The organism is Halonotius sp. GCM10025705 (genome assembly GCF_042662885.1).
GTDB lineage: Archaea > Halobacteriota > Halobacteria > Halobacteriales > Haloferacaceae > Halonotius > Halonotius aquaticus.
On sequence record NZ_JBHSZD010000001.1, the window covers coordinates 1,191,460 to 1,215,834 of the forward strand.

Annotated in this window: 26 protein-coding genes; 11 read left to right on the forward strand and 15 right to left on the reverse strand. The window is 62.1% G+C overall.

All coding sequences use genetic code 11. From position 1 onward, the window contains the following. The first annotated feature begins 67 nt into the window (after nucleotides 1-67). Nucleotides 68-661 (forward strand): HalX domain-containing protein, encoded by a 594-nt coding sequence (locus ACFQJB_RS06690; RefSeq protein WP_120102012.1) that lies wholly within the window; start codon nucleotides 68-70, stop codon nucleotides 659-661. An 18-nt stretch (nucleotides 662-679) separates the two neighbouring features. Here the strand turns inward: ACFQJB_RS06690 and ACFQJB_RS06695 are convergent, their stop codons facing one another. After that, on the reverse strand, nucleotides 680-1,825 hold the full coding sequence (locus ACFQJB_RS06695) for a pyridoxal phosphate-dependent aminotransferase (RefSeq protein WP_379725365.1): 1,146 nt from the start codon (nucleotides 1,823-1,825) through the stop codon (nucleotides 680-682). Further along, nucleotides 1,822-2,310 (reverse strand): Lrp/AsnC family transcriptional regulator, encoded by a 489-nt coding sequence (locus ACFQJB_RS06700; RefSeq protein WP_379725368.1) that lies wholly within the window; start codon nucleotides 2,308-2,310, stop codon nucleotides 1,822-1,824. Before ACFQJB_RS06700 ends, ACFQJB_RS06695 begins: the two co-directional genes overlap by 4 nt. A gap of 118 nt (nucleotides 2,311-2,428) precedes the next feature. On the opposite strand from ACFQJB_RS06700, the gene ACFQJB_RS06705 reads away from it, so the two are divergent. The 3 genes from ACFQJB_RS06705 (at nucleotide 2,429) to ACFQJB_RS06715 (ending at nucleotide 3,746) form a co-directional block, all read left to right on the forward strand. Further along, nucleotides 2,429-2,854 carry an EamA family transporter gene (locus ACFQJB_RS06705; RefSeq protein ID WP_379725371.1) on the forward strand — a complete coding sequence of 142 codons (426 nt, stop codon included), beginning with the start codon at nucleotides 2,429-2,431 and terminating at the stop codon, nucleotides 2,852-2,854. A gap of 38 nt (nucleotides 2,855-2,892) precedes the next feature. After that, a complete protein-coding gene (locus ACFQJB_RS06710; RefSeq protein ID WP_379725373.1) occupies nucleotides 2,893-3,465 on the forward strand; it encodes a MogA/MoaB family molybdenum cofactor biosynthesis protein in 573 nt (190 codons plus the stop codon). 74 nt (nucleotides 3,466-3,539) lie between these two features. Beyond that, nucleotides 3,540-3,746, forward strand: coding sequence for a hypothetical protein (locus ACFQJB_RS06715; RefSeq protein WP_379725376.1), 207 nt, complete (start codon nucleotides 3,540-3,542; stop codon nucleotides 3,744-3,746). Here the strand turns inward: ACFQJB_RS06715 and ACFQJB_RS06720 are convergent. The 5 genes from ACFQJB_RS06720 to ACFQJB_RS06740 all read right to left on the reverse strand — a co-directional run bounded on the left by ACFQJB_RS06720 (nucleotide 3,743) and on the right by ACFQJB_RS06740 (nucleotide 8,240). Further along, entirely contained in the window at nucleotides 3,743-5,689 is a 1,947-nt protein-coding gene (locus tag ACFQJB_RS06720; protein ID WP_379725379.1) for an SLC13 family permease, read from the reverse strand. The two genes, ACFQJB_RS06715 and ACFQJB_RS06720, sit on opposite strands and share 4 nt — an antisense overlap. Further along, entirely contained in the window at nucleotides 5,629-6,477 is an 849-nt protein-coding gene (locus ACFQJB_RS06725; protein ID WP_379725382.1) for a TenA family protein, read from the reverse strand. The genes ACFQJB_RS06720 and ACFQJB_RS06725 overlap by 61 nt, the downstream gene beginning before the upstream one ends. Then, nucleotides 6,474-7,133, reverse strand: a complete 660-nt coding sequence (gene tenA, locus ACFQJB_RS06730) for a thiaminase II (protein ID WP_379725385.1) — start codon at nucleotides 7,131-7,133, stop codon at nucleotides 6,474-6,476. The genes ACFQJB_RS06725 and tenA overlap by 4 nt, the downstream gene beginning before the upstream one ends. Before the next feature lie 92 nt (nucleotides 7,134-7,225). Further along, complete coding sequence (locus ACFQJB_RS06735; protein ID WP_379725388.1) at nucleotides 7,226-7,759, reverse strand: DUF2062 domain-containing protein; 534 nt, start codon at nucleotides 7,757-7,759, stop codon at nucleotides 7,226-7,228. A 76-nt stretch (nucleotides 7,760-7,835) separates the two neighbouring features. Further along, nucleotides 7,836-8,240: a high-potential iron-sulfur protein gene (locus tag ACFQJB_RS06740; protein WP_379725391.1), complete on the reverse strand. Its 405-nt coding sequence runs from the start codon at nucleotides 8,238-8,240 to the stop codon at nucleotides 7,836-7,838. A 220-nt stretch (nucleotides 8,241-8,460) separates the two neighbouring features. Here ACFQJB_RS06740 and ACFQJB_RS06745 point away from each other — a divergent pair, with 220 nt between their 5' ends. Both ACFQJB_RS06745 and ACFQJB_RS06750 read left to right on the forward strand, forming a co-directional pair. Further along, on the forward strand, nucleotides 8,461-9,474 hold the full coding sequence (locus ACFQJB_RS06745) for a hypothetical protein (protein ID WP_379725394.1): 1,014 nt from the start codon (nucleotides 8,461-8,463) through the stop codon (nucleotides 9,472-9,474). Next, on the forward strand, nucleotides 9,471-9,719 hold the full coding sequence (locus ACFQJB_RS06750; protein WP_379725397.1) for a hypothetical protein: 249 nt from the start codon (nucleotides 9,471-9,473) through the stop codon (nucleotides 9,717-9,719). The genes ACFQJB_RS06745 and ACFQJB_RS06750 overlap by 4 nt, the downstream gene beginning before the upstream one ends. Here ACFQJB_RS06750 and ACFQJB_RS06755 read toward each other — a convergent pair whose 3' ends face one another. Next, complete coding sequence (locus ACFQJB_RS06755; protein WP_379725400.1) at nucleotides 9,720-9,974, reverse strand: hypothetical protein; 255 nt, start codon at nucleotides 9,972-9,974, stop codon at nucleotides 9,720-9,722. Between the two features lie 182 nt (nucleotides 9,975-10,156). Between ACFQJB_RS06755 and ACFQJB_RS06760 the strand changes: the two genes are divergently transcribed. Continuing rightward, entirely contained in the window at nucleotides 10,157-10,891 is a 735-nt protein-coding gene (locus ACFQJB_RS06760; protein WP_379725403.1) for an adenosylcobinamide amidohydrolase, read from the forward strand. 18 nt (nucleotides 10,892-10,909) lie between these two features. Here the strand turns inward: ACFQJB_RS06760 and ACFQJB_RS06765 are convergent, their stop codons facing one another. Continuing rightward, nucleotides 10,910-11,875, reverse strand: a complete 966-nt coding sequence (locus tag ACFQJB_RS06765; RefSeq protein WP_379725406.1) for a PGF-CTERM-anchored ABC transporter substrate-binding protein — start codon at nucleotides 11,873-11,875, stop codon at nucleotides 10,910-10,912. A gap of 174 nt (nucleotides 11,876-12,049) precedes the next feature. Between ACFQJB_RS06765 and btuC the strand changes: the two genes are divergently transcribed. Both btuC and ACFQJB_RS06775 read left to right on the forward strand, forming a co-directional pair. Further along, a complete protein-coding gene (gene btuC, locus ACFQJB_RS06770) occupies nucleotides 12,050-13,147 on the forward strand; it encodes a vitamin B12 ABC transporter permease BtuC (protein WP_379725408.1) in 1,098 nt (365 codons plus the stop codon). Between the two features lie 55 nt (nucleotides 13,148-13,202). Continuing rightward, the gene (locus tag ACFQJB_RS06775; RefSeq protein WP_379725410.1) at nucleotides 13,203-13,955 is read left to right on the forward strand and encodes an ABC transporter ATP-binding protein; all 753 of its coding nucleotides are present in this window, start codon (nucleotides 13,203-13,205) and stop codon (nucleotides 13,953-13,955) included. A 29-nt stretch (nucleotides 13,956-13,984) separates the two neighbouring features. On the opposite strand, the gene ACFQJB_RS06780 is transcribed toward ACFQJB_RS06775, so the two are convergent. Beyond that, entirely contained in the window at nucleotides 13,985-14,272 is a 288-nt protein-coding gene (locus ACFQJB_RS06780) for a hypothetical protein (protein WP_379725412.1), read from the reverse strand. Nucleotides 14,273-14,357: 85 nt separating this feature from the next. Between ACFQJB_RS06780 and ACFQJB_RS06785 the strand changes: the two genes are divergently transcribed. Continuing rightward, on the forward strand, nucleotides 14,358-15,398 hold the full coding sequence (locus ACFQJB_RS06785; protein ID WP_379725414.1) for a class I SAM-dependent methyltransferase: 1,041 nt from the start codon (nucleotides 14,358-14,360) through the stop codon (nucleotides 15,396-15,398). A gap of 41 nt (nucleotides 15,399-15,439) precedes the next feature. Next, a complete protein-coding gene (locus ACFQJB_RS06790) occupies nucleotides 15,440-16,900 on the forward strand; it encodes an RtcB family protein (protein ID WP_379725416.1) in 1,461 nt (486 codons plus the stop codon). Here the strand turns inward: ACFQJB_RS06790 and ACFQJB_RS06795 are convergent, their stop codons facing one another. The 5 genes from ACFQJB_RS06795 to ACFQJB_RS06815 all read right to left on the reverse strand — a co-directional run bounded on the left by ACFQJB_RS06795 (nucleotide 16,901) and on the right by ACFQJB_RS06815 (nucleotide 23,716). After that, nucleotides 16,901-17,269 carry a hypothetical protein gene (locus ACFQJB_RS06795; protein ID WP_379725418.1) on the reverse strand — a complete coding sequence of 123 codons (369 nt, stop codon included), beginning with the start codon at nucleotides 17,267-17,269 and terminating at the stop codon, nucleotides 16,901-16,903. A gap of 46 nt (nucleotides 17,270-17,315) precedes the next feature. Then, nucleotides 17,316-18,902: a HEAT repeat domain-containing protein gene (locus ACFQJB_RS06800; protein ID WP_379725420.1), complete on the reverse strand. Its 1,587-nt coding sequence runs from the start codon at nucleotides 18,900-18,902 to the stop codon at nucleotides 17,316-17,318. Nucleotides 18,903-19,233: 331 nt separating this feature from the next. Next, nucleotides 19,234-20,307: a LolA family protein gene (locus tag ACFQJB_RS06805; protein ID WP_379725422.1), complete on the reverse strand. Its 1,074-nt coding sequence runs from the start codon at nucleotides 20,305-20,307 to the stop codon at nucleotides 19,234-19,236. Between the two features lie 116 nt (nucleotides 20,308-20,423). Next, nucleotides 20,424-21,491, reverse strand: a complete 1,068-nt coding sequence (locus ACFQJB_RS06810) for a sensor histidine kinase (RefSeq protein WP_379725423.1) — start codon at nucleotides 21,489-21,491, stop codon at nucleotides 20,424-20,426. A gap of 806 nt (nucleotides 21,492-22,297) precedes the next feature. Further along, on the reverse strand, nucleotides 22,298-23,716 hold the full coding sequence (locus ACFQJB_RS06815; protein ID WP_379727980.1) for an ATP-binding protein: 1,419 nt from the start codon (nucleotides 23,714-23,716) through the stop codon (nucleotides 22,298-22,300). Nucleotides 23,717-24,375 lie beyond the last annotated feature (659 nt).

The window sequence follows — 24,375 nt, forward strand, 5'->3', positions numbered from 1 at the left end:
GGAAGGGGTATTTTCATATATCCTCGGCCACCATACCCTCTATGAGCGACGAGGGATCCATCGAGATATGACTGACGAACCCCCACTCGTACTTGTTGTCGAGGACGAACCTGACCTTGCTGATCTGTATGCCACCTGGCTCCGCGCGGATTACCGGGTTCGGACGGCCTACGGCGGCGAGGAGGCCGTCGAACAGCTGGACGACGAGATCGATATTATCCTTCTCGACCGGCGGATGCCCGGACTCTCCGGCGACGAAGTACTGGAGGAAGTCCGTGACCGCGGGATCGACTGCCGGGTGTCGATGGTGACCGCCGTCGAACCCGATTTCGACATCATCGAGATGGGGTTCGACACCTACCTCGTCAAACCCGTCACCAGAGAAACGCTGGAGGAGACGATCGAGGATCTGCTCTCGCGGAACTCCTACGAGGAAGGTGTCCAACAGCTGTTCTCGCTGTCCTCGAAGAAGGCGCTCTTGGAGTCTGAAAAGAGCCAATCCGCTCTCGCCGACAACGAGGAGTATCAAGAACTCACCGAACAGATCAACGAGCTTCGGGACGACCTCGACAACACGATGGATGCCTTCACCGACCACGAGGATTACGCTGGCTTCTATCAGGAGTTCGACGACGCCGACGAGGAAGTCTCCTTCGAGTAGTTCCCCGACAGCGGTCAGTTATCGATCAGCGACGAACGCGTCGATCCGGTTCATCGCTTCTTTGAGGTCACGCATCCCCGTTGCATACGAGATTCGGAGATGGCCCGCCCCGCCGGGGCCGAAGACACTACCCGGAACGACGGCAACACCTTGCTCTTCGAGGAGACTCTCAGCGAAGGCCTCGTCGTCGCCGCCGCAGGCCGGGAAGGCGTAGAACGCGCCCTTGGCGGTAAAGCAGTCGAGGCCCATCTCCTCGAACCGCGAGAGGACAAACCGCCGTCGTCGATTGAACGCGGTCGCCATCTCGTCGACGCTCTCGTCACAACTCCGGAGGGCCTCGATCGCAGCGTACTGGGCAGTGGTCGGTGCCGACAGCATCGTATACTGATGGACGCGGTTCATCGCCTCAACCGCGTCGGGCGGCCCCATCGCGTAGCCGAGTCGAAGCCCGGTCATCGCGTAGGCCTTCGAGAAGCCGTTGATGACGACCGTTCGCTCCCGCATGTTCGGCATCGTGGCGATCGAGGTGTGGTCGCCGTCGTAGGTGAGCGCGGCGTAGATCTCGTCGGCGATCACGTCGATGTCGTTGTCAACGCAGAACTCGGCGACGGCTGCGATCTCATCCTCGTTCATCACCGCGCCGGTCGGGTTATTCGGGTAACAGAGGATGAGCGCGTCGGCGTCGGCTGCACCAGCCTCGCGGAGGGCCTCCGGCGTCAACACGAAGTCGTTGTCCGCGCCCGTCGGCACCGGCAGTGGCTCACCGCCCGCAAAGCGGACGCCCGGCTTATACGAGATGTAGGTCGGCTGGTGGACGGCGACCGTATCGCCGGGATCGACGAAGGTGCGGAGCGCGAGATCGACGGCCTCGCTTGCGCCCGTCGTTACAAGGATCTCACTGTCGGGGTCGTAGTCGAGCTCCCACTGCTCGACGTGGTTGGCGATCTCTTGGCGGAGTTCCAGCTTCCCGCGGTTGGCGGTGTAGGAGGTCTTGCCCGCCTCCAAGGAGTGGATCGCGGCGGTGCGTGCGGCCCACGGCGCGGAGAAATCGGGCTCGCCGACGCCCAGCGAGATCACGTCGTCGCGCTCCTCGGCGAGTTCGAAGAACTTTCTAATTCCGGACTCGGGGGTGGCCGCGACGCGGTCGTTCGGCTGCAGCGTCATGGCGACACAGAGAGGCGATCATCGTCGTCGCGGTCGCCGAAGTCGATGCCGGCCTCCTTGTAGGTCTCCATGATGAAGTGGGTCACCGTCTGGGTGATCTCCGGGATGGGTGCGATCTGCTCGGAGATAAATTGGGAGACGTCCTGCATCGAGTCGCCGGTGACCTCGATCGCGAAGTCGTAGTCGCCGGAGACGAGTCGGAGGGATTCAACCTCGGGGAATTTGGCGATCCGGTCGGCGATCTCCTTGTAGCCGGTTTCACGGTCAAGCTCAACGTTGAGTTCGACGAACGCGGCGACATGCTCGGTGTCGGTGTTGTCCCAGTCGATGACCGCCTGGTAGCCGTGAACGGTGCCGTCGGACTCCAACTCATCGAGCAGGCTCTCGACCGTCTCGGTGTCGGTGCCGAGCTGGCGGGCGATGTCGTCGACAGCCTCCCGCGCATCGGTCGACAGCAGCGACAGGAGCTCCTGTTTCTCGTCCATACATGTGGTGGGGCCCCGGGTTGCATAGCATTTGCGACACTCCGCTGGCATCCCGCTCGAAGGGGCTGCCGCAGCCGGTATCCAGAACCGCTATCATGCCAGCGAACCGACCAACGGTATGAGCTATTTGCCGTGGGCGCTCTTGGCATTGGTTGGATACACACTCGTGCCCGTGTTGCTGCGGGTGGCGACAACCGGGCCAAACGCGGTGCCGAGCGACGTAGCCATGCTGCTCACCAATGGGTTGTTGGTTGGCGTCGTCAGCACACTCGTCGTCGCCACCGATCAGCCGGTGATGTCACATCTTCGCGGGCCGAATGCCGGCTACATTCTCGCCGCCGGCATCTGTCTCACGGTGGGGATCTTGGCGTACTACCGCGCGCTGGCTCGCGGCCCGGTCAGCGTTGTGACACCCATCTTTGGGATGTTTCTGGTGACGAGTTCGATCCTCGGGATCGCTGTCCTCGGGGAGGCACCGACACCGCGAAAACTGGCTGGCATCGTGTTGGCGGTCGTTGCCGTCGCGCTCGTCAGCATCGAGTAGCCGCCACCGCTAAGATGACGGCGACACGCAAGGGGGACATGACAACCAATTCGACGCCGACACCGACGACCGATCCCGACCGCCGAACCACCGACGACCACGGCCACGATATCGTCTCGCCGCTCCAGGCGGCGATCCTGACAGTTTCGACCTCCAGAGCCGAGGCTGACGGCGCGGTCGACGATCCCGGCGGCGACCACATCGAGTCGCTGTTCGAAGACGGCGGCCATCGCGTCGTCGACCGCCGACTTGTCGCCGACAGTGTTGGCGAGATTCAGCGCGCTCTCGACGACCTCCTTGATGCCGATACCGTTGATCTAGTCGTCACCACCGGCGGCACCGGCGCGACCGTCGACGATGTAACCCCTGACGCCGTCGCCGACCGCTTCGACCGTGAGCTACCGGGGTTCGGCGAGCTGTTTCGGCAGCTCTCGTATGAGGAGATCGGGACGCGAACCATTGCCTCGCGGGCGACCGGCGGCATCGCCCGCGACACGCCCGTCTTCGTCCTGCCGGGCAGCACCAACGCCGTCGAGTTGGCGACCGAGGCGATCATCCTGCCCGAGGCCCCACATCTCGTCGGATTGGCGACGCGGCATCTGGCTGAGTAATGAGGCGACTGGAATAACAACGTTGCTGGACTGACGACCGAGACACATAACACAATCCCACGTCAACATATCACATGGTCAGCACCGACAGATACTGCCGGCTCTGTGGTGCGACGCTCCTCCAAGGAGCGATCGCCAGCGAGCAGCGGGCCTGCTGTCTCAACGCGACAACCATCGACGGCGTCTGTCCAACGCATGGCCCACTGGGGCCGCACCACGTCGTTGACACCCCACCCGATGCGACCGGCGATTGCGACACCGATACTATAGCGCGAGATTAAGCGGGGCGCAATCCCCAGAAGAACGCGATCCCAAGCACCGTCACCACCGACAGCAGCAACTGCAGCGGCGCGCCAACTCTGAGGAAATCCGAGAACTTGTAGCCACCCGGCCCGTACACGAAGAGGTTCGTCTGGTAGCCGACCGGCGTCAGAAACGCCGTCGAGGCCGCAAAGGTCACCGCCAACACGAACGCAAACGGGTTCGCGCCGATAGCTGTCGCCGCCTCGATGGCAACCGGGAGCATCAACACGACACTCGCATTGTTCGAGATAACGCCCGTGATCAACCCCGTTGCGAGATAAAACACCCACAGCACACCGATCACAGGGAGATAGTTCGCCGTCGCGGCGACAAGCGCACCCAGCAGGTCGGCCCCGCCGGTCTGTTCGAGGGCGATGCCCAAGGGGATGATCCCAGCAAGCAACAGGATCACATCCCACTCGACGGCGTCGTAGAGTTCGGGTGCCTTGATCACGCCCGTCGCCACCATCGCCACGACGCCCATCAGCGCGGTCAGCATGATCGGCAGCGACAACGCCGACAGCGCGGTGAACGCACCGATCCCTGTCGCCGACGCGAGCCACGCGCCGATGGCCTCGAACGGGACAGCGACGAGGCCGACGACGCCGAGCATGATCGCCGCGGCGTGGGGGATCTTGTCGGTTCGGTACTCAGGTTTGTCGGGCTCGTGGGCGACGATGAAGTCCGAGGTACGCGAGAGGCGGTCGATACTGTCCGGTGGCGCTTGCACGAGGAGTGTGTCGCCGACGTGAATGGGACGGTGTTCAAGGCCATCACGGATCGTCCCGCCACGGCTGCGGAACGCCAAGACGGTGGCGTCGTATCGCTTCCGGAACGTCGAGCTTGCCAGTGTCTTGCCGGCAAGGAAGGAACCACGCGGGATGACGACCTCGACAAGCGTCTGTTCGGCCTGCTCGTCAGCCACAAGGTCAGCATCCGAATCGGGGGTGCCAACCACGCCAAGCGTCGCTTCATCGACCAGCGAGGCGAGTGTGTCGCGGTCGGTGCGGAGTTGCAGTTCGTCGCCGGCACGGATCGTTGTCGCGTTGGCCGGCTCGATAAACTGCTCGTCGTCGCGGACTAATCCGAGGATATCAGCGTTGAATGCGGCGTCGTCGATGGCAGCCGGGACGGTCTTGCCAACCATCGGCGAGCCCTCGACGACAGCGACCTCGGTCAGATACGGTTCAAGCTCGTACTCCTGGATGTAATCCTCCTCGGCTGGAACGCGCTCGGGCAGCAGCCGGTGGCCGATCGTCAGCAGGTACACCGAGCCGACGATGAAGACGATGATCCCGAGTTTGGTGAACTCGAACATCGAAAACGGCTGGCCGAGCAGTCGCGCCGACACGTCGCTGGCGAGGATGTTCGTTGAGGTGCCGATCAGCGTGAGCATCCCGCCGAACATGGAGGCAAACGACAGCGGCATCAGCAGCTTTGACGGCGAGGTGTTGCCCTTGTGAGCGATATCGGAGACGATGGGGACGAGAATTGCTACGACCGGCGTGTTGTTGATAAAGCCCGAGACGGGGCCGGCGACGCCGATGGTCGCCAGCAGCTGTTTGTGCGGACTATCGCCGGCGAAGTTGGCCATCTTGCGGCCGAGAATCTGGACGACGCCAGTTCGGCTGATCCCGGAACTGAGGATCAACATCGCCAACACCGTGATCGTCGCCGGATTCGAAAAGCCCGACACACCCTCGGTTGTCGTGATCTGCGTGAAATTGACGATCCCGTCAGGGCCCAAGAGGATCAACAGCACCATCACGAAGATGGCCGTCACGTCGATGGGCAGCCACTCGGTGACAAACAACACCAACGCCAGCAGAATGATCCCGAAGACAACAAGCGTCTCGACGGTCACACCCGCGGCGAGCCCGCCGGTCGCAAGCGGCAACCCGCCGGTGATGACCGCCGACATTGTTGTCTCAGCAAGGCAGGGCAGGCGTCTTGAAGCCGGCGACTGCGAGACTGCCGAGTCGAACTGACGGCGTCGTAGGCAGCGTCGAAGAAGGCGACCTCCTGAACAACCGTCCGCTGGAACAACCGAGCCACCCGCTGTTGGCGACGCGGCGACAGCGTCGGCCCAACCGTATCGAGTTGCTCTCGCAGCCAGGTAACGAAGGCGACAAAGTCGTCGTTGGCATGGAGGTCGATCCACTCGGCGAGGTAAAACTGCTCGGGGCGATCCTCGGCTTCACGGGTCGCCCACGAGCGGTAGATCCATTCGGCGGGCACCAGGACGGCCAGCGTCTCGGCGTAGCCGCCCTGTTCCTTGGCGGCAAGCAGGAGGTCGATAAACCCCTCTGTCGTTGCGGTTCGCTCGGGTGTCTGCCAGTTCTCTGGCGGCACCGCAAGGGCATCGAAGGAGCGTTCGAAGTAGGCATCCTCGTCGTCGGTGACCACGTCAAGAAACTCGACAAAGCGGCGTTTTGCCGCCATCGTCGTCGCCTGTCCGACAGCGTAGCCGAAGACGCCGACCAGCGTGTCGACAAAGGCGTAATCTTGGGTGAGGTAGGCGGCCATCACGGCCTCGTCAAGCGTGCCTGCACCCAACTCCCGAGTGAATCTATGGTCGACGGCGTCGCTCCACGCCGGCTCGCTTCGCTCACGGAGCCAGTCGGTGAATCGCGGATCGTCGTGGCTCTCAGCGTAGTCGTCGAAGGTGTCAGCGTCTTCGATCGTCGCCACAGTCGACGCATCGCTCATAGGCCCCACCCCTCCTCGCTGTAGGCCATCTCCCAGAATCGGTATTCGAGTTTCGCACTCATCAGAAACGCCTCTTCCATCGCCTCGCGTTCGCCGGGGTATTGCTCCCAGCAGTCATCAACGAATGCCCGTCCCCACGCCACGTCGTCGCGGAACTCATCGCCGGTGTAGGTCTCAATAAACGGGGTGTACGCGTGGGTGTCGTCGGCCACCTCGGCCATGTGATCAGCGATATCGAGATAGCCCTGCATACAGGGGTACAGCGCGGCGGCGATCTCGGCGAGGCTCCCCTCGTAGGCCGTTCGCAGCAGGAAGTTCGTGTAGGCGACGCAGGTCGGTGCCTTCTCTGTCGCCTCCAACGCTTCTTGACTGATCCCGTAGTCGGCCGCAAACGAGCGGTGGAGATCCATCTCAGTGTCGAGGATGTTGTGGGCGATACCCAACAGGTCGGTCATCGTCGTCTCCTCGCGGGCTTTCGTCCCGGCGAGGGCCCACAATCGGGCGTAATCTTGGAGGTAGCGATAATCCTGTTTGACCCAGTGTTCGAACGCCGCGCGGTCGAGGCTGCCATCGGCGAGTTCGACAACGAAGGGATGGGATTTCTGGGCCTGCCAGATCGATTCGCCTGCATCGAGGAGGTGGTCGCTGCCGGCCATGGGCGTGTGTTCGGGTTCTCGCAGTTATAACTTGCTAATAACACCAACTTATTCGTCTGCGACGCACACGGTAGGCACCCCCGGCCGATCAGTTATTTGGCGTCTTCGGCGGGAGCGGTGGGCTCGTCGTCACCGGTGAGTACGGTGTCGACCAGTTCCTCGACAACATCGATCTCACGACGGCGGTAGGCGATGACCATCTGACGGACGAGCCCGTAGCTAAGCAGGCCTGCGAGAGCCGCGATAATCGACGAGCCGACAGCAACGCGCACCAATAAGGGTCGATTGCCCGACAGCGAGAGGTCGACGCTGAGGCCGCCATCGATCGGGCCGAGCAGTGCGACACCGATCGGAACGCTGACCGCATACACTCCCCACTTGACGAGAGGATTGACCACAATCCCTGAGCTAAACAGTGCGACCGGGTTGATCCAGGCGACGCGGGCTGCCAACGCGACCATCACAAGGAGGTTGCCGCCGAGGGTCGGCAACGTGGTCAAAAATACGCCGATCGCAAAGCTCCCAGCGATCTCCTCGGGCGGCTGATCGTCATCAAAAGAGGCCTCGACCGCTGTCCGGACTCGCTGTCGCAGGCGAGTCAGGCGACCACCACGAGAGCGACGCATACTCGATAGCTGCCCTATCGTGGCAAGAACCTACTGCACGGCGACGCGGTGACGGGCGTGACGACTGCGAGTCAGGTTAGCCGTTGTACGCGGCGTAGCTGATACACCAGCCTTCAGGGTCGATCTGGCCGGAAACCAGCGTACAGGCACCCATCCCGTCACCGTTTTGATCCGGGACATAGTACTGACAGCCGTTACACTGCTGGCCGTTGTTCGGCGTTGACTGGTAGTTGAGTGCCTCGGGGTCTTGGAGTGCTTCGGGATCGCGTTCGATGCCGCCAAGTGCCTCGGCGGTGCGCTCTGACTCAGGAACCGGTTCAGACTTGCTACCGCCGCCACCCGATTCGTCAGTGCTCTCAGTCGTCGATTCCGAATTGTCTGTACCGCCGCCGCTGCCACCGCAGCCGGCGAGGCTGGTGGTGATGGCTGCGGCACCGGCGACACGCAGGAACTGTCGGCGTGAGTTCGGTGTCTCCGACATGTCAGGAGGTACGACGAGTGTGCAAAAGATGAACACTACTGTTCTCACGAACTGGGAATCAACTTCGCAGGTCGCCGTCGTCGCGTACGGTAGGAGTGTGAATATATAACACAAATCAAGCTTTGAGTCTCCATAAGGGGTAGTACCCACGATCACCGAGTTGTAGCTGCCAGTACACCGCCCTCCAGACAGGCCGGATCCACAGACGCTGGCATCCACTATGAACAGTCGAACGCTCATGTTGATCACGCTGGTGGTAGTCGGTGCCGTCGCTGCCACGGGCGTGGTCGCCGCAACGACGGGAAGCACCGCAACAGCAACCGAGACAGCGACCGCCAGCGACGGAGTCACCGCCCCTGATCCCGGCAACTACACGCGCCTCTATGTCGATGAGGGGTACCGAAACCTCGAACTCAAGCCGGGCGAAAGCGACACGGTCACCGTTAGCATCGAAAACGGCGAAGACGAGGCCGTCGACATCGCCCCACGAATCGCTACCCCGCCGACCCGGAGCCAGCCGCCGGTCGAACCGGATTGGGTATCGATTCCGAATGGTGAGACTACGCTCGATGCCGGTGAATCCACCGAGGTTGAGATCTCGGTTGACGTTCCAGATGATGCCGAGATCGGCGACTACCGCGGTGTCATCGCCTTCACCGATGAGACGGTTCGGTATCCAGGCCGGCCGCCGCAACCGATCCACAGCGTCTCCCTCAGCGTTGATGTCTGGCAGGAGCCGACCGTCCAGCTCAACTCGGAGACACACATCTACACCCACCTCCAAGCCGGCGAAACGATCACCCGAGAGATTTCAGTCTCGAACACCGGCGAGGAGGCTGTCCCGGTCAACCCGCAGTTCAACGCTGAGAACCGACGCCGCCATCGCCCAGGCGGTCGCACCACGTTGGATCGCTCGTGGGTGACGATCGAGGCCCCCAGCGAGGTCGCCCCGGGCGAAACCGAGACTATCGAGCTTACCGTCGAACCCCCGCTGACGCCGAGCGCGGCGACTACAGCGCGACCGTCGACCTCGGCCTTACCGATCCGGCTCGCAACGCCGACAACACCTACTGGCAGGAGGTCGATCTCAACTTCCAGGTATGGACTGCCCCCGAGGAACCATTCGAGACGAGCTTCAGCGTCAGCGAGACGACGAGTAATGCAACGCTGGAACTCACCGCCAACCAACGGCGCCGAGCCGGCGAGCGCAGCCAAGACGCGTCGTTCGATGTGACCTTTGTCGCACCTGACGGCCGTGAGATCGACGCCGAACGAACCAGCCTGACGGACTCCGGCAGCGTCAATCTCGGCGCCCAGCGGCCGAGAGAAACAACCGACGGCACCTACGCCGCCCGCGGCGGCCAACAGACGTTCACTTACGAGCTGGATGAGCCAGCCGCCGGCGAGTGGTCGGTGCGGATCATGCCGGAGAACACGATCGACTTCCGCTACGAGATCACCAGAGACGAAGGAAACTGATCACGCGGTAAGCGATGTCACGTTTGCCGGTCGACGCGCTCGCCACACGTTGGCCCGCGCCCCGACGCGATCGAGTTTGAGCTCGACGAGTTTGCCGGCCGGCAACGTTGCAAGCTCTTTCCGGAGCGCATCATCTTCATAGGCAACCACCTGAAACACACGGTTTGCTGATGGGTTGAGGAGATTAATCGCATCGTTTGTATTCATTTCGTCGATAACGCGGTATTCGTGTGGTTTTGATCGCTCCGTCTTCATACAACAACAGTAGTAACTGCGATTGTCAAAAGAATTGCGGCTATATCTGTGAAGTACAATCACAATACGCTTTTATTCAAATATTTGTTGTATTATAATTGGTATAATTCTATATTCATAGATAATTATGCTGCATTCGGAGTCGACAGGGCTACTTGGTTTGCGATTGATTGCCAGCAACGATGGCCAACGGCGTTTTCGAGACAACGATCACCGACGGCGTGCTACAGGCTGGCCGGCCCGATACCGACTGGCTCTCGACGGGCGTCGATGGCGGCCGAGGGCGCGCCGACGCCGCCTACAACATCACGGTGCCGACCGGGTGGGACGTCACCGACCTCAGCAGGTACGTCGATCGGCGGACGGCAGCCGCCGGCTTCGAGATCGATGGGCCAGCGTTGTTGACAGGTGTCGAGCAACGACACGCCAGACGAGCCGTCCTCGACCCGGTTGAGGTGCTCGTCACCGCTGGGCTCTCAAATCCGGCCACGTTGCCGCCGCAGGGGGCTACCGAGTCGTCGACGACGGTCGAAGGTGACAGCACGACCCCCGACACCACCGACCACTATGGAACAATCAACATCATCGTCGGCACAACGCGAGCACTCCCGCCGGCCGCGTTGGCCAGCCTGCTTGCAGGGGTCGCCGAGGCGAAGACCGCCACGCTCAGCCACCGAACCGACTTCACCGGCACGACGAGCGATGCGGTGATCGTCGGCAGCGACCCCACCGGTGAGCCAGCACAGTTTGCTGGCTCGGCGACGACGGTTGGCCAAGCGGCCCGGGCCTGTGTTCGAGACGGCCTCACCGCCGCCGTAGACGCACGATATCCGGACGGTGAGCTGCCGCGATCGGTAGCCGACGCTGACTATGGCGCTGCAACGACGGCGACAGCGACGGTGTCGACATTAAAATAGCTCCACCGGCGTCGTCGACTACCGCCCGTGATAGAATCGCGCGCTGGCAACGACTGCCACCAAGGAGAGGACAGCGACAACAACACCGAATCCAGGGGCCGAAACGTCTGTCGCCGGCCCATCATCGCCGTCGGCGCCGGGTGTCGTGGTCACGTTAGCCGCCGCATCCGGATGCAGCTGAGCACTGAGATTACCGGTCGCAAAGACGACACTCCGTGGGGCAGGTTGGTTGAGATACTGCACCGACAAGGTCGCTGTGCGATTGGTTTCCCCTGCCGGGGTGAGCGAGTAGGGCTCCGAACCGAGGATCTGGCCCTCCGTTTGCTCTGTGACGATCAGCACCTCCGGGGCGAGAGTGATGACAGTTTCATCGTTCAGCTGTCGGTAGCCCTCGAACTCGCTGGCAGCGACGTTTGTGCCGCCAGCGGTGGTGATGATCTCGTCGATGAACGTGTTGTTGCCGACCGCGAACCCACCGAGTAGCGGATAGAGCACGCGTGGTCGGTCGACATCGTTCAGTTCCGACTCGGTCGCCGCAACATTGCGCCACATCCACGCATTCGTCTCAGCGGCCGCGGCGGTGTTGCCCGTCAGCCGACCGATGGTCTGTGTTTTCGTGGCAACCGCCTCAAAATCGGTTGCCGCCGGGAAATGATACACGGTGAGGTTGGCTGCGCGAAGCGTTCGCACGGTCTCAACACTGGTCGCATTCGGTGCGAGCACCAGATCCGGTTCGGTCGCTACCACCCGCTCGATGCTGACGCCGAGACCGGCCGCCGAGACGTTGTCCCGCTTCTCGGCCCCATCGAGGTAGCTCGCGTACTGTGTCACCCCGACGACCTGGTCGGCCGCGCCAAGCGTCCACATCGTCTGGGCCGCACTCGGGTTGGTCGTCGTCACATTCTCAGGACGGGACTCAACAGTGACCGCCGTGCCGGTCGCGTCGGTGAGCGTAACGGGGAACGTGTCGTTTGCGGTCGACACAGATTCACCTGCCGATGGCGACGCTGTAGCCGACACAGGTGTGACAGCGACCAGGCCAATACCGATGGCCACAGCCGCCAACAGACACACAACACGCAGTCGTCGATTCGTGATCATACGCCATCTCCGGGTGAAGACAATAAGTATTTGCCTACTGCAACTCGGCTTTCATTCATGCGAGTGCGACAGCGCGCCGTAACGTGGTCGCTGGGGCTCACCACGGTGCTCGCTGTCGCGGGGACGCTCAGTGCGGGGATCGGGCCGGTTTCAATTCCGCCGGCAACGGTCGTGAAGATCCTGCTCAACGCGGTGTCGCTGCCGGCCGGAATCGAGGTCGCACCGCTGTCGGTTGCCGGCACCCTCCAGGTACCGGTGCCGACACTGCAGTGGCAGTCAGCGGTTGCCTACCCCGTCGACAACACGGCCGAAACGATCATCATGCGCGTTCGGCTCCCACGAATTGTGTTGGCGGCAACGGTCGGCTTCGCGCTGGCGGCCGCCGGCACCGTGATGCAGGGCTTTTTCCGCAATCCGATGGCCGATCCCTCGATCATCGGCGTCTCCTCGGGAGCCGCGGTCGGTGCGGTCGCCGCCATCGTTGCGCCCGCGGCGATTCCCTTCGGCTTGGGGCTTCGCGGCGCGGCGTTTCTCGGCGCGGTGATAACGGCTTTTGTCGTCTATCTGATCGCCACCGATGGCGGTCGAACGCCGGTTGCAACGCTGCTGTTGGCCGGGGTCGCGATCCAAGCCTTTCTTGGGGCCGTTATCGCCGCCCTCCAGCTGTACAGTGGCGAGGGACTTCGAGCGGTCGTGCGCTGGCTGATGGGCCATCTCGGCAACGCCGGCTGGGGTGATGTGACGATTACACTGCTCATCGTCCCCGTGCTGTTTGGGATTCTGCTGGCGTACGCCCGCGATCTGAACGTCCTCCTGCTCGGCGAGGAGGCTGCCGCTGGACTGGGCGTTGAGGTTGAGCGCACGAAGCGGCTCCTGCTTGCGGTGTCGGCGGTGCTGACCGCCGCCGCGGTCGCCGTCTCCGGCGTGATCGGCTTTGTCGGGCTCATCGTTCCGCATATGCTGCGGTTGGTCGTCGGCCCCGACCATCGGGTGTTGCTGCCGGCGGCCGCGCTGGGCGGCGCGTCATTTCTCGTGATCACGGATACGATCGCTCGGGCGGGGGCGACGGAGATTCCGGTCGGCATCGTCACCGCAGCCTTGGGCGCGCCCTTTTTCCTATATCTGCTCCGCAGTCGAGAGGTGCACGCGCTGTGAGCGACCCCCACTCGTCGTCGACGACGTATCAGTCGCTCTCGGCGGTCGAGCGGTGTTGTCAGGTGTCTCACTCACAGCTGAGCGCGGTGAACTCGTCGGGCTTATCGGGCCGAACGGCGCGGGAAAAACCACGTTGTTGCGAGCGATCCGCGGCGGCGTCACCCCGACGACCGGCGCGGTCACGGTAACCGGCCAATCGGTGTCATCGCTGACGGCCCGCGAGATTGGCCGGCGGGTAGCGACTGTCCCACAGGAGACCGAACTTTCCTTTGGGTTCTCCGTCGAGCAAGCGGTGGCGATGGGACGACACGCCCACATCGGTCGGTTCGGCACCCCCGATGAGACGGATCAAGAGGCGATCGCCGACGCCCTGGCGCGAACATCGCTGGAATCGCTGGCCGATCGGCCGGTCACCGACCTCAGCGGCGGCGAGCGCCAACGGGTGCTGTTGGCCCGGGCGTTGGCGCAGGCGACGCCGGTGCTCTTGTTGGATGAGCCGACCGCAAGTCTCGATATTAACCACGCGATCCGCACGCTGGAGACCGTTCGGTCAGTCGTCGACGACGGCACCGCTGCGGTCGCCGCGATCCACGATCTGGATCTGGCAGCCCGCTACTGCGATCGGCTTGTGCTGTTGGCTGAGGGCGACGTTGTCGCCGCAGGCGACCCGGAGAGGGTGCTAACAAGCGAAACCTTGGACGACGCCTTTGATGCAACCGCGGTTGTCTCCCACGACGAGGTGACCGACACACCACGGGTGACCGCGCTGGCGGCGGAGTCGACAGCGACCGCTGACGAGGAGGAATAGACCGTTCGTCGCAGGCCGAAAACAGCTGGTTACGGCGATTCTGAGGTGTCGCGCAGATACCGATCGTAGAGTTGGTCGCCGAGCAGCGTTCCAAACAGTCCGGAGATGATGACAAACGAGCCGAGCGAGACCATCAGAAAGCTCACCCACTGGGTCAACGGTTCGACCGGTGGCCACAACATCGGGATCGTCCGGACGACAAACTCCCAGAAGACGGCGAGCTGCAGCAGCGCGACGCCCGCACTACAGGCGGCCCGTACCCGAAGGCGTTCCCACGATGGCCCGGGGCGGGGATCGGGAAACTCGCTGTCGCTCATTGGCGTTCGTTGGGATGCTACCCTCAAAGCCCTCGTGGTCGCCGCCAAACGTCACGCTTAGGCACGGCGACACTCCAAGGTCGCTATGGACGTTCCGTGTGTCGCCGTCGCCCGCGAGGCCGGCGAGGCGACCCGCACCGCGCTCGCGGAGGCAGGGGTGCTCGACGACGACCACGAGATCGCTGTCGAGGACGGCACGATCTATATTCCGGTCACCGACGCCGAGGCCGCAGCCGACGCTGTTGCCGCACTCGATGGCGACACCGAGATGACGACCCACGATCTTCCCGTCCGCCAGGGTGTCCGCACGCCCGCCGACATCCTCGGCTTCGAACCCTCCGTGGAACGGATCGGCGACATCGTCGTCATCGACGAGGATGATCCCGACCGCGCGGCGGCGATCGCCGAGGCCGTCATCGACGCCGACCTGCCGGCTCGATCGGTGCTCAATCGTGCCTCGAAGATCAAAGGTGAACTCCGGGTGCGAGACTGGGAGGTGGTTGCCGTCGACGACGACGCAGCCGCCGACAGCGAGCTCTCACCGACCGAAACGATACATCGGGAGTACGGCCACGAGTTTTGCCTTGATCTCGCCGCCGTCTACTTCTCGCCGCGGCTCGCCACCGAACGCCACCGCGTCGTCGAACAGATCGATCCGGGCGAGCAGGTACTCGATATGTTTGCCGGTGTCGGCCCGTTTGCGATCCCTGCCGCCAGCCGCGGGGGCGATGTCGTCGCCGTCGATCTCAACGAGACGGCGGTCGACTACTGCCGAGAAAACGCCCGTCGCAACGGTGTCGCTGACGCGGTAACCGCGATCGCCGGCGACGTGCGCGAGGTCGCCGACGACTACCGCGGCTGGGCCGACCGGCTCGTGATGAACCTTCCCCACAGTGCGAACGAGTTTGTTGCCACAGCGGTCGATCTCGCCGGCGAGGAGTGTGTCCTCCACTACTACGACATCCAACACGAGGACGACCCCTTCGGCCCGGGAATTGAGGCGATCAAAGCGGCCGCCGAACCGGAGTACGCTGTGAGCGTTGAGACCGAACACGTCGTCCGGTCGTACGCGCCGCACGAACTCAATGTCTGTCTCAACGTGCGGCTGACGCGAACTGACCGATAGCGGACGCAACGCTCTTTCGCGTCGGTCGCCGACAGCCAGCCATGACCACACGGGAGATCAACGGCTATCAGCTGCAGCGGGTTCGGGAACACGTCTGGGAGATCCCCCAAGAAGGCGAAATGCGTGTCCCGGCGCGGCTGCTCGCCAGCGAATCCCTTCTCGATCAGATCGGCGACGACAACACCCTCGATCAGATCACCAACGCCACCCAACTGCCGGGGATCACGACCCACGCGCTCTGTATGCCGGATGGTCACCAAGGCTACGGCTTTCCGGTCGGGGGCGTCGGCGCAATCGACGCGGAAAATGGCTGTATATCGCCGGGGGCGGTCGGCTTCGACATCAACTGCGGCGTCCGACTGATCCGGACAAATCTCACCTACGACGACCTCCGCGGCCGAGAAGAGGAACTCGTCAACGCGCTGTTTGCGAATATTCCGACCGGCATCGGTCACGGCGGCGTTGTCGAAACCGATGTGGGAACCGTCACCGAGGTGCTTGACCGCGGGCTCGACTGGGCGGTCGAGGAAGGGTATGCAACACGGGACGACATGCTGCACTGCGAGGACGAGGGTCGCCGCCCCGACGCCGACAGCGCCTTCGTCTCCGAAGATGCAAAAAACCGCGGCAAAAACCAGATCGGGAGTCTCGGCTCCGGCAACCACTTCCTCGAAGTCCAGCGGGTAACCGAGGTCTTCGACGACAACGTGGCCGACGCCTACGGGCTTCAGTCCGACCAGATCGTCGTGATGATCCATTGTGGGAGCCGCGGGCTCGGTCACCAGGTCTGTAAGGACTATGTCAACCGCATCAGCGAAGAACACGCCGAGTTCAACGCTGACCTCCCCGATGACAACCTCGCGGCCGCCCCCGCCGGCAGCCAGGTTGCCGAGGCGTACTACGGGGCCATGGGCGCGGCGATCAACTTCGCGTGGGTCAACCGCCAGCTGCTCACCTACCAAACACGGCAGGTCTTCGAGCGCGTCTTTGGTCGCTCTTGGGAAGACATGGGGATGGAACTGCTGTACGATGTCGCTCACAACATCGCCAAGAAGGAGATCCACGCGGTCGACGGCGAAAATCGGGAGCTCTACGTCCATCGGAAGGGCGCGACGCGAGCCTTCCCGGCCGGCCGCGAGGAGGTGCCACGGGCCTACCGTGAGGTGGGCCAGCCCGTCCTTCTGCCGGGCAGCATGGGCACCGGCAGCTACGTGCTCCGCGGCGGAGATGGCTCGCTGTCGGAGAGTTTCGGCTCCACCGCCCACGGCGCGGGGCGGCTCATGAGCCGCACGCAGGCCAAACGCGAGTACGGCGCAAGCGACGTCCAAACCGACCTCCGCGATCACCAGCAGATCTACATCAAAGCCGAGGACGGCGAGACCATCGCCGAGGAAGCACCCGGTGTCTACAAGGATATCGACGACGTGGTCGCCGTCTCCAAGGATCTCGATCTCGCCGATCCTGTTGCTCGAACCGTGCCGGTCTGCAATATCAAAGGCTGATTACGACCAGAAGCCGCCCGGGCCGGAGGGGCCGCGCGGGCCACTGGGTGCTGAGGGCGATTCGTCAGCGAGTTCGACCTGTTCAGTTGGCTGCCGTGGATCGATCTCACGGCCGTCGTCGAACTTGATGAAGCTGAGATAAAACGACTCCCCACAGCCGGTTTCGCCATCCCGGAGCGTCCCATCCTCGCCACAGGTGAAGGCGACGCCGTCAACATCGGCTTCGTCCTCAAACGGCTCATCAGGGGAGACATACGACCAGCCCTCGAAGGGATAGGGGGTGACAGCCTTATCATCGAGATACCCCTCGCGGTCGAGTTCGACGAGGGCCTCACAGTGAGGACAGTAGTAGGTGACAGTAAAGCTCATTACCAGTTCTTGGGCGGCAACGCTATTGAGCCCTTTGTGCGCCCTTTCACTCGATGCGTTCCAGCGCCCACGCTGCCCGCTGTCGCACTGACTCCTCGGGATCAGTGTGGTGACACTCAGCGAGTGCGTCGGCAGCCGCGGTGGCATCACACCGACCCAACGCCCAGCAGGCATGGACACGGCTTCGTGTCCACTCGTCATCCAACAACTCGATCAACGCATCGGTAAACGGTTCGACGTGTCGGGGTTTCACCGATGCGATGCGAGCGAATGCGCCAGCCGTATTCGACCGCACGGTCGGATCATCGTCGGTGAGACGGGCGGCGAGTTCGTCGGTATACGGCGCGATATCGGTGGGGTATTCCCTGGCGATGTCGCCGAGGACGCCGACCGCGTTGGCGCGGAGCTCCGGATGGTCGGCGTCGAGTTGGGCCACCAGCGTCGGCACCGCCGGCGTCGCCGCCGCCGGGTAGGCAGCCGTCACGCGGCCGAGCGCGGCGGTGCTGCTGATCCGAAAGGCGGTGTCATCAGTGTCCAACAGCGAACAGAGCTGTGGGACGAGCGGTCGTACCGCCCCGGGGTGTGGTTTGGCGAGGAGGCCGACCGTCGCCAACGCCTGCCGGCGCGCGCGGGTCGGCGTCGGAGCCAACAGCGAGCCGAAGGCGGGGACGGCATCCAAGACGGCACCGGGGTTGTGTTCGGCTACGTAAAGCAACAGCCGTGTTGCCGCTGCCGCCACCAGCCGGCTATCAGCGGTGACGGTGTCGATGACGGGGTCGACCTCCTCGGCGACGATATCGGGATACAGCTCCGCGATATGCGCCAGCGAGCGCAGGGCATACAGCGTGCTCACCCGCCCCGCATCGAGACAGTCCACCAGCGACGAGATCGCTGTCAACCCGGAGGTAGCTGTCGCGGCGAGAACGGATTCAAAGATCTCTACGGCGGTCGCTCGCGCCTGTGGATCGGGCGTCCGAAGCAGCGTTTCGAGGCCGCTGGGGTTGATAACCCCGGGAGCGACCGCCGCCAACTGCCCGTAGCGATCGAGTTGCTGTGTAGTGGCTCCGGGATCAGGGGTCGCTACCGTTGGCTGTGGAGCCACAGCGATGGTCTCGACCGCATCGATCGACACCACAACCCGACGCGGGGCGGGTTCGGCTGTCAACGCTGACACCTGTGGGGTGTCGTGCGTCGAGCGGGACGCCGTCACGCGCTGTAGGTCAACAACCGGCGGCTCAATCGGCGACGCAGGACGGGCTGTCTCGATGTCGAAGGCGGTGCCGGAGCCAAACGTCTCACAAAAACTGAGCAGATCGACAACGCCGTCAGGGTCGATCCGCACCTGTTGCGGCGAGCCGCGGTGGTCGATCCCGAACCATCGCAGCGGGGTGCCGTCGGCGTCGGTATGGCGTCGAAGAAACTCACGGGCTGAGTCACAGCCGACCGCGTCCCGGGCGAGTTGCCACCGGTCGTCGGTGCCGACGCGCCAACAGGTGACGCCGTCGACAACGACGGGATTCGGGCCGGATTTTGGGGCGGTAGCCGGGAGGGCGGAAGTGCCCTGGGGTGTCGGCGGTGCGTCGATCGGGTCGCCGGCAGTCGTGGTTGCCGTGGTCGCACAGTCCCGACACACCGGGTTCGGGATCGGCGGGGGAGTTGAACCCCGCCGTCTGGTTCGGGAGCGCCCTCCCCCGCCGGGTCAGAACCGATCGTCGGCGGGCCTCCCAGAGTCGCGGGCGGTCCCGAACCGACCGACCGCTGTGTGGGCGGCTCTGCGGCGTCGGTGTCGTCGGTCGCCCACGACACGGGTGTGCCGCAACAACAGCACTGGAGGTGGTGTGGTGACTGGGACGCCATCTACTTGATATCGGATGGTCGGTAGCTCAGTCAAAAAGCGTTCGCCCGCGGGTATCACCAGCGATAATTAGGATAATGACGTACGCACGGCGGCCCACAACAGCGCGTTACAGCTCCGCTGCGGCCGCGGTCGCCTCCTCGATCGTTCCCTCGACAGCGACGGCGGTGGTGACCCCGTCGGCCGTCCAGAAGACGACCGCACGGTCGTCACGCTCGACGGCGGTTGCCGACCGCCCATCGACGGCCACCGTCGTCTCATTGTCGAGTTGATCGAACGGCATCGACACACCGCTTGCCGTGATCACCGAGACCGTGTCGTTGTCGACGGCGTACTGCTGGACGACAGCCTGGCCGTTTGCCCGACTGATCACGGTGGCGGTGGTGAACGTGCCGGCGTCGGAGGGCGGTACTGAGAGCTCGGTCGCCGACTGAACAGCCGCGAAGCTGTCGTAGGTGTCAGTTGTCGTCACCGACACCCGATCGGCCGGCGGCTCGAAGGTGCTGTCGTGGATGCTAACGTTAAACTGAGTTTCGCTGACCCGAACGGTCGTCTCGTTGGTGCCGTCGGTCGCGGTCGCCTGCAGCAGGCGGCTGTCATCGGTGGCGACCCAGAGCGTGCCGGCGACGGTAGCAGCGTCGTCAGTTGGCTCGATGTCGACAACGTAGGCGGATTCGCCGTCGATCTCGGTGGTCTCAACGAGCGTCGCGGTGACGTTCGATGCAGCGACCGGATCGGTCAGCGAGCCATACTGGCTGGCCTCGCCTGGGAGCCGCTCGCGGTCGCCACTCGCCTCGTAGGCTTCAAGCTCGGCTTCGGTCGGGATCTCACGGGCGTACGATCGGTTCTCACCGACCGCCCAGGCGACGCTGCCGTTCGAGCCAGCCTCGTAGGTTATGCCGGCCTTTTCGACCGTGTAGGCCACCTTCTCGGGCTGTTTGGCGGCGAAGGAGACGGTTGCCGTCGACGATGCGGTTGCGTTTTCGACCGTCACGGTCGCCGTCCCGCTGAGCGTGTCGGCGGAATCGTATCGGGTCTCGACGCGATCAAGAATCTCGTCGCCGGACGGCTGGTCGTCGACAGCCATGCCGGGGAGCCCGGTCGCCGCGCCAGCGGCCAGCAAGCCGACCACAAGGAGGGCGGCTAGCACACCGAGGCGACGACTGAAAGGGGTGGAAGTCATCATCTGGTGTACGTGCTTGCGCCGTAAGTACATTGCTCCGGAGTCAACCTCAGTCGAGTTGCACACGTCGCTACTCGCTGGTGGAGGGGGCTGAGATGAGTGAAAGGGCGTGTGAGTCAGTCCGCCGCATGCGGATCCGCAACGCTGGAAACACCGGTGATCATGAACTTCGCGCCGCCGCCGTCGCTATCGGTGACCGAAATCTCCCAGCTATGGGCACTGGCGATGTCGGCGACGATCGAGAGACCGACGCCGGTACCAGTCGACGACAGTGAGTAACCCTGGTCAAACACGGACTCGCGGTCGGCCGCCGGAATACCTGGGCCGTCGTCAGCGACATAAAATCCCTGTTCGTCCGCGAGCGCCCCCACTGTCACGGTGACTCCCTCGGGGCCATGTTCGACGGCATTGTGGAACAGATTCTCGAAGAGTTGCTTGAGGCGGCCCCGATCCGCAGAGAGAATGTACTCGTCGACAACAGCTAAGGTCGCGGTATTGGTTTCGACAGTCTCCCAGCACTGGGTGCAGATCTCGTTGAGATCGATCGTTTCAGACGAATCGATTCGCTTCCCCTCTCTGGCCAGCGTGAGGAGATCACTGATTAGGTTCTCCATTCGCGTGACGCCTCGAAGACCCAACTCTGTATGGGAGATATCGGCGCTCTCTTCGATGAGTTCGAAGGCCCCTCTGATCACAGTAAGCGGGTTTCGAAGGTCATGACTGACGATTTTGACGAACCGTTCAAGCCGTTCATTTTCGCGCTGTAACTTCTCACGACGGGCGACGGCCTCGGTGATGTCCTTGAAATAAACCGAGATGCCATCATCGTCGGGATAGATACGAACATCATACCACAATCCGCGTGGCTTGTATTTCGCCTCCACTATCAGCGTGTCTTTCGACGCCATCCCGCGGCGGAGCGCGTCCGCAAACGGCGACCCGGCAAGTTCGGGAAACGCCTTCCAGATTGACATCCCGATGAGGTCAGCCGACGACCGATTTGTGAGTGCTGCGGCGTCACTGTTGGCGTATGTGTACCGCCAGTTTGTGTCGACGGCGAAGATACCATCTGTCACACGTTCAGCGACCGCTTTTGGATCTGGGGATGGGCTGGCGGCTGTGTCGTGTCCGTTGGTCACCGCCGACTCAACTTGGTGACTCAGCACGGTTCGTTGCGCAGCCATACTTTGTACATCGTCAATCGCTATTGGTGTGTCAAGTTCGACGACAACTGACTCTGAGCCGGATTTAGCGACAACCAACACAGGGATATCAGGATGACGGCAACGATAGCCATTGTATTTGTCGTCGCACCATCAAGAGAGGTTATGATACAGTCGATATTGTCACGGCTAAGCCGATCACGAGCCTCATTAGAGGTTCGTGCGGTTTCAACATTAAATCCGGTCGTTTCTGACAACGTCAATGGTGACTCCGTTCCTTCAGGGCCATCTTCGATGACCAGTATCTGTTGAAATTTGCTCATAATTTTAGTTTCTCCGACTTGATCGACTGTACGTCACTAGTCGAATCAACCGCGGATTCCGATGACTTGTGTTGCGAAGTGGCCTCTTCTTGAGGCTCGAAGAGCAATTCGAGAGCCGCTTGCAGTAAACGTGGGATGAGTGGTCGACTCCTTGTCACCGGATGGTCGGGTTCCCGAGTTGCCCGGTAGACACTCGCACGCCCCTCAAGTCGATCCAAGCTGAGGTGGAGCATATCACCGCGGGTGGCGTGTTGGAGCTGTGTTCGCAACGGTGTATCTTCGTATGTGACGACTTGGAACACCCGTTTTCTTGTTGGTGAGGTGACGAACAGAATACCGTATTCGTCCATCGGGTCACTAACCCGATATGTAGACCCTTCTGGTGTTATCCGTCGCATACGAGATAATTTTTGTACGTCCCGATATGACTACGCGCTGATATACAATGACACTTATACCGCTATCAGACCGCTGCCCCCGGTAGCAAAGCCACCGTCGTGAGGATCACAACGGGCCTGTAGAGTGACAAAGAGCGCATCTACTATAGAGGCACTCTGTGGAATTACTGCGCTTGTCCGGATCTCGGCTCATAATGAGGTGTGAGCCGGGAACGACATCCGTCTGTGCGGTGTACTCAATGGAGCTGGCACCGCCATCCGCGCTGAGGACTGGTAGCGTATCGCGGGTGACGGCCGCCGATTGAATATCTCCCCACTCCGCTTCAAAATCGAACTCGGCGGGCAGAAAATCCCGAACCGAGCGACCGATTAGGGCCTGTTTCTCCTCACCAAAGATACGGGCAGCCTCATCGTTGATGTCAAGGATTTTTGCATCATCATTGGTGATTGTCATTCCTTCGCCTGCTGTGTCGAAACACTGCTTGTACTGGTCGTACTGACAGAGGTTTGTGTTCTGCTGATAGGCCCGGTACGTTTTTGTGGTTCGGGGGAGCGTAATCGTCACCGTCGTCCCGTCAGCAGTGGCCGTTACGTCTGTCGACCCGTCATGAATCGCCACGATCCAGTAGACGAGCCACAGTCCCAGTCCAGAGCCGTGAATTAGCGGTGTTTCGTCCCCCGATTCGAACACCTTTGCTTCCTGCGCCGGTAACCCCGATCCGTTATCGGAGATCTCGACCTCGATCTCGGTGTCAGTCGTCGATATGGCTGCAGTGATCTGCGGTGGCGACCCGCCGTGTTCCGCGGCGTTTTCGACGAGTTCCCTGATCGCCTTGTGGAAACAAGGGAGGACTGTCGTGGTGATTCGCTTATCCGTTTCGAGGTCGAATACCGCGTTTGGATACTCCTCGCCGACTAGTTCGATTTGATCCTCAACAAGGCTCGGTATATCAAGTGCTTCGCTGTCCATGTTCTCCGTAACCACCCGGCCCAGTTCACGAGCCTTGTCGCTCAACTCAAGAAGCCCATCGATAGCTCGCAGCGGCGGATCGGATACGACATCGTCACCCAGTTGCTCCGCCATCACCTGTGTATAGCCCCGAACCACCGAGAGATCGTTCCGAAGGTTATGCCGGAGGATTCGATTGAGGACGACTGCGAGGTTTGATTGACAGGTTATTTGCGTTTCGAATCGCTCTTGTTCGAGTTCGTGCGCCAGTAGTCGAGCGATCAACGCAGCATACATGGTTTCCTCGTTGCTGAACGACTCCTCGTGTGGATCGGTGGAAACGAAGCACAGAGTGCCGTATAACTCTCCATTCAGATTGATTGCTGTACCGTGGTAGCAGTGGATATTGTGTGTTTTGAATGCAGGATCATCGTCCCACCCTTGTGCTGTCGCGTTTGAGAGCGCGACCGTGTCGTTGGTTTTGACCACATGCCGGCAGTACGTAGTACTGAGATCGAGTTCGAGCCCGGGGGGAACAAACCATTCGACCCCTCCGTGCTGACTGTCACTTTCCAGTGGTCGTCTGCCGTGTTGATGCGTGTGAGATGTCCAGCCTCGGCACCGAGATACTCAGTGCCGAGTTTGAGCGCTTGGTTGGCCTTCTCCTCGAAGCTTGCCTCGGTTTGCATCAGCTCGTAGAGCTCCCAACGGGCTGTATCGGCCGCTGTCCCCGTTTGTGTCTGATTCTCTACGGGCATCGTGAGCCCTCCAGACGGAGATGTACCACTTGATATAGTTGAGATCCACCCGGTACGCCTGATACAGCACGACGGAGACTACTGTCAATGGCTCCGAGACTACTGCTCGGAAGGTGTCGGTGTCGTGCCCTAATATGAACACATCCAGAGACAGCCGGGGGTCGAATCCACACCTGTCGGAGATAATCGCAGTCGATCTGCGACTAGTAAATCGCTCTATACGACTCTTTGGCTGGGAAGAAACGTCACCGGGGGCCATATGCTTTTTTCTTAGCTACCGGTAATGGACTTTAGCTTGATAGATAATGGTCATTAAATTAGTCTTCCCATGGGCGAATGGGGATCTACAGGCTGAGCAGGCCGAGTGCCTCGGGGCTGACCCCGAGGCGGTTCACAATGGAGTTATCGCTCTGAGCGAAGCAGTTCCCTCAGCTATCGTGAGGGAATATCGGGGAAAGAGGGCTATCACTTAGTCGG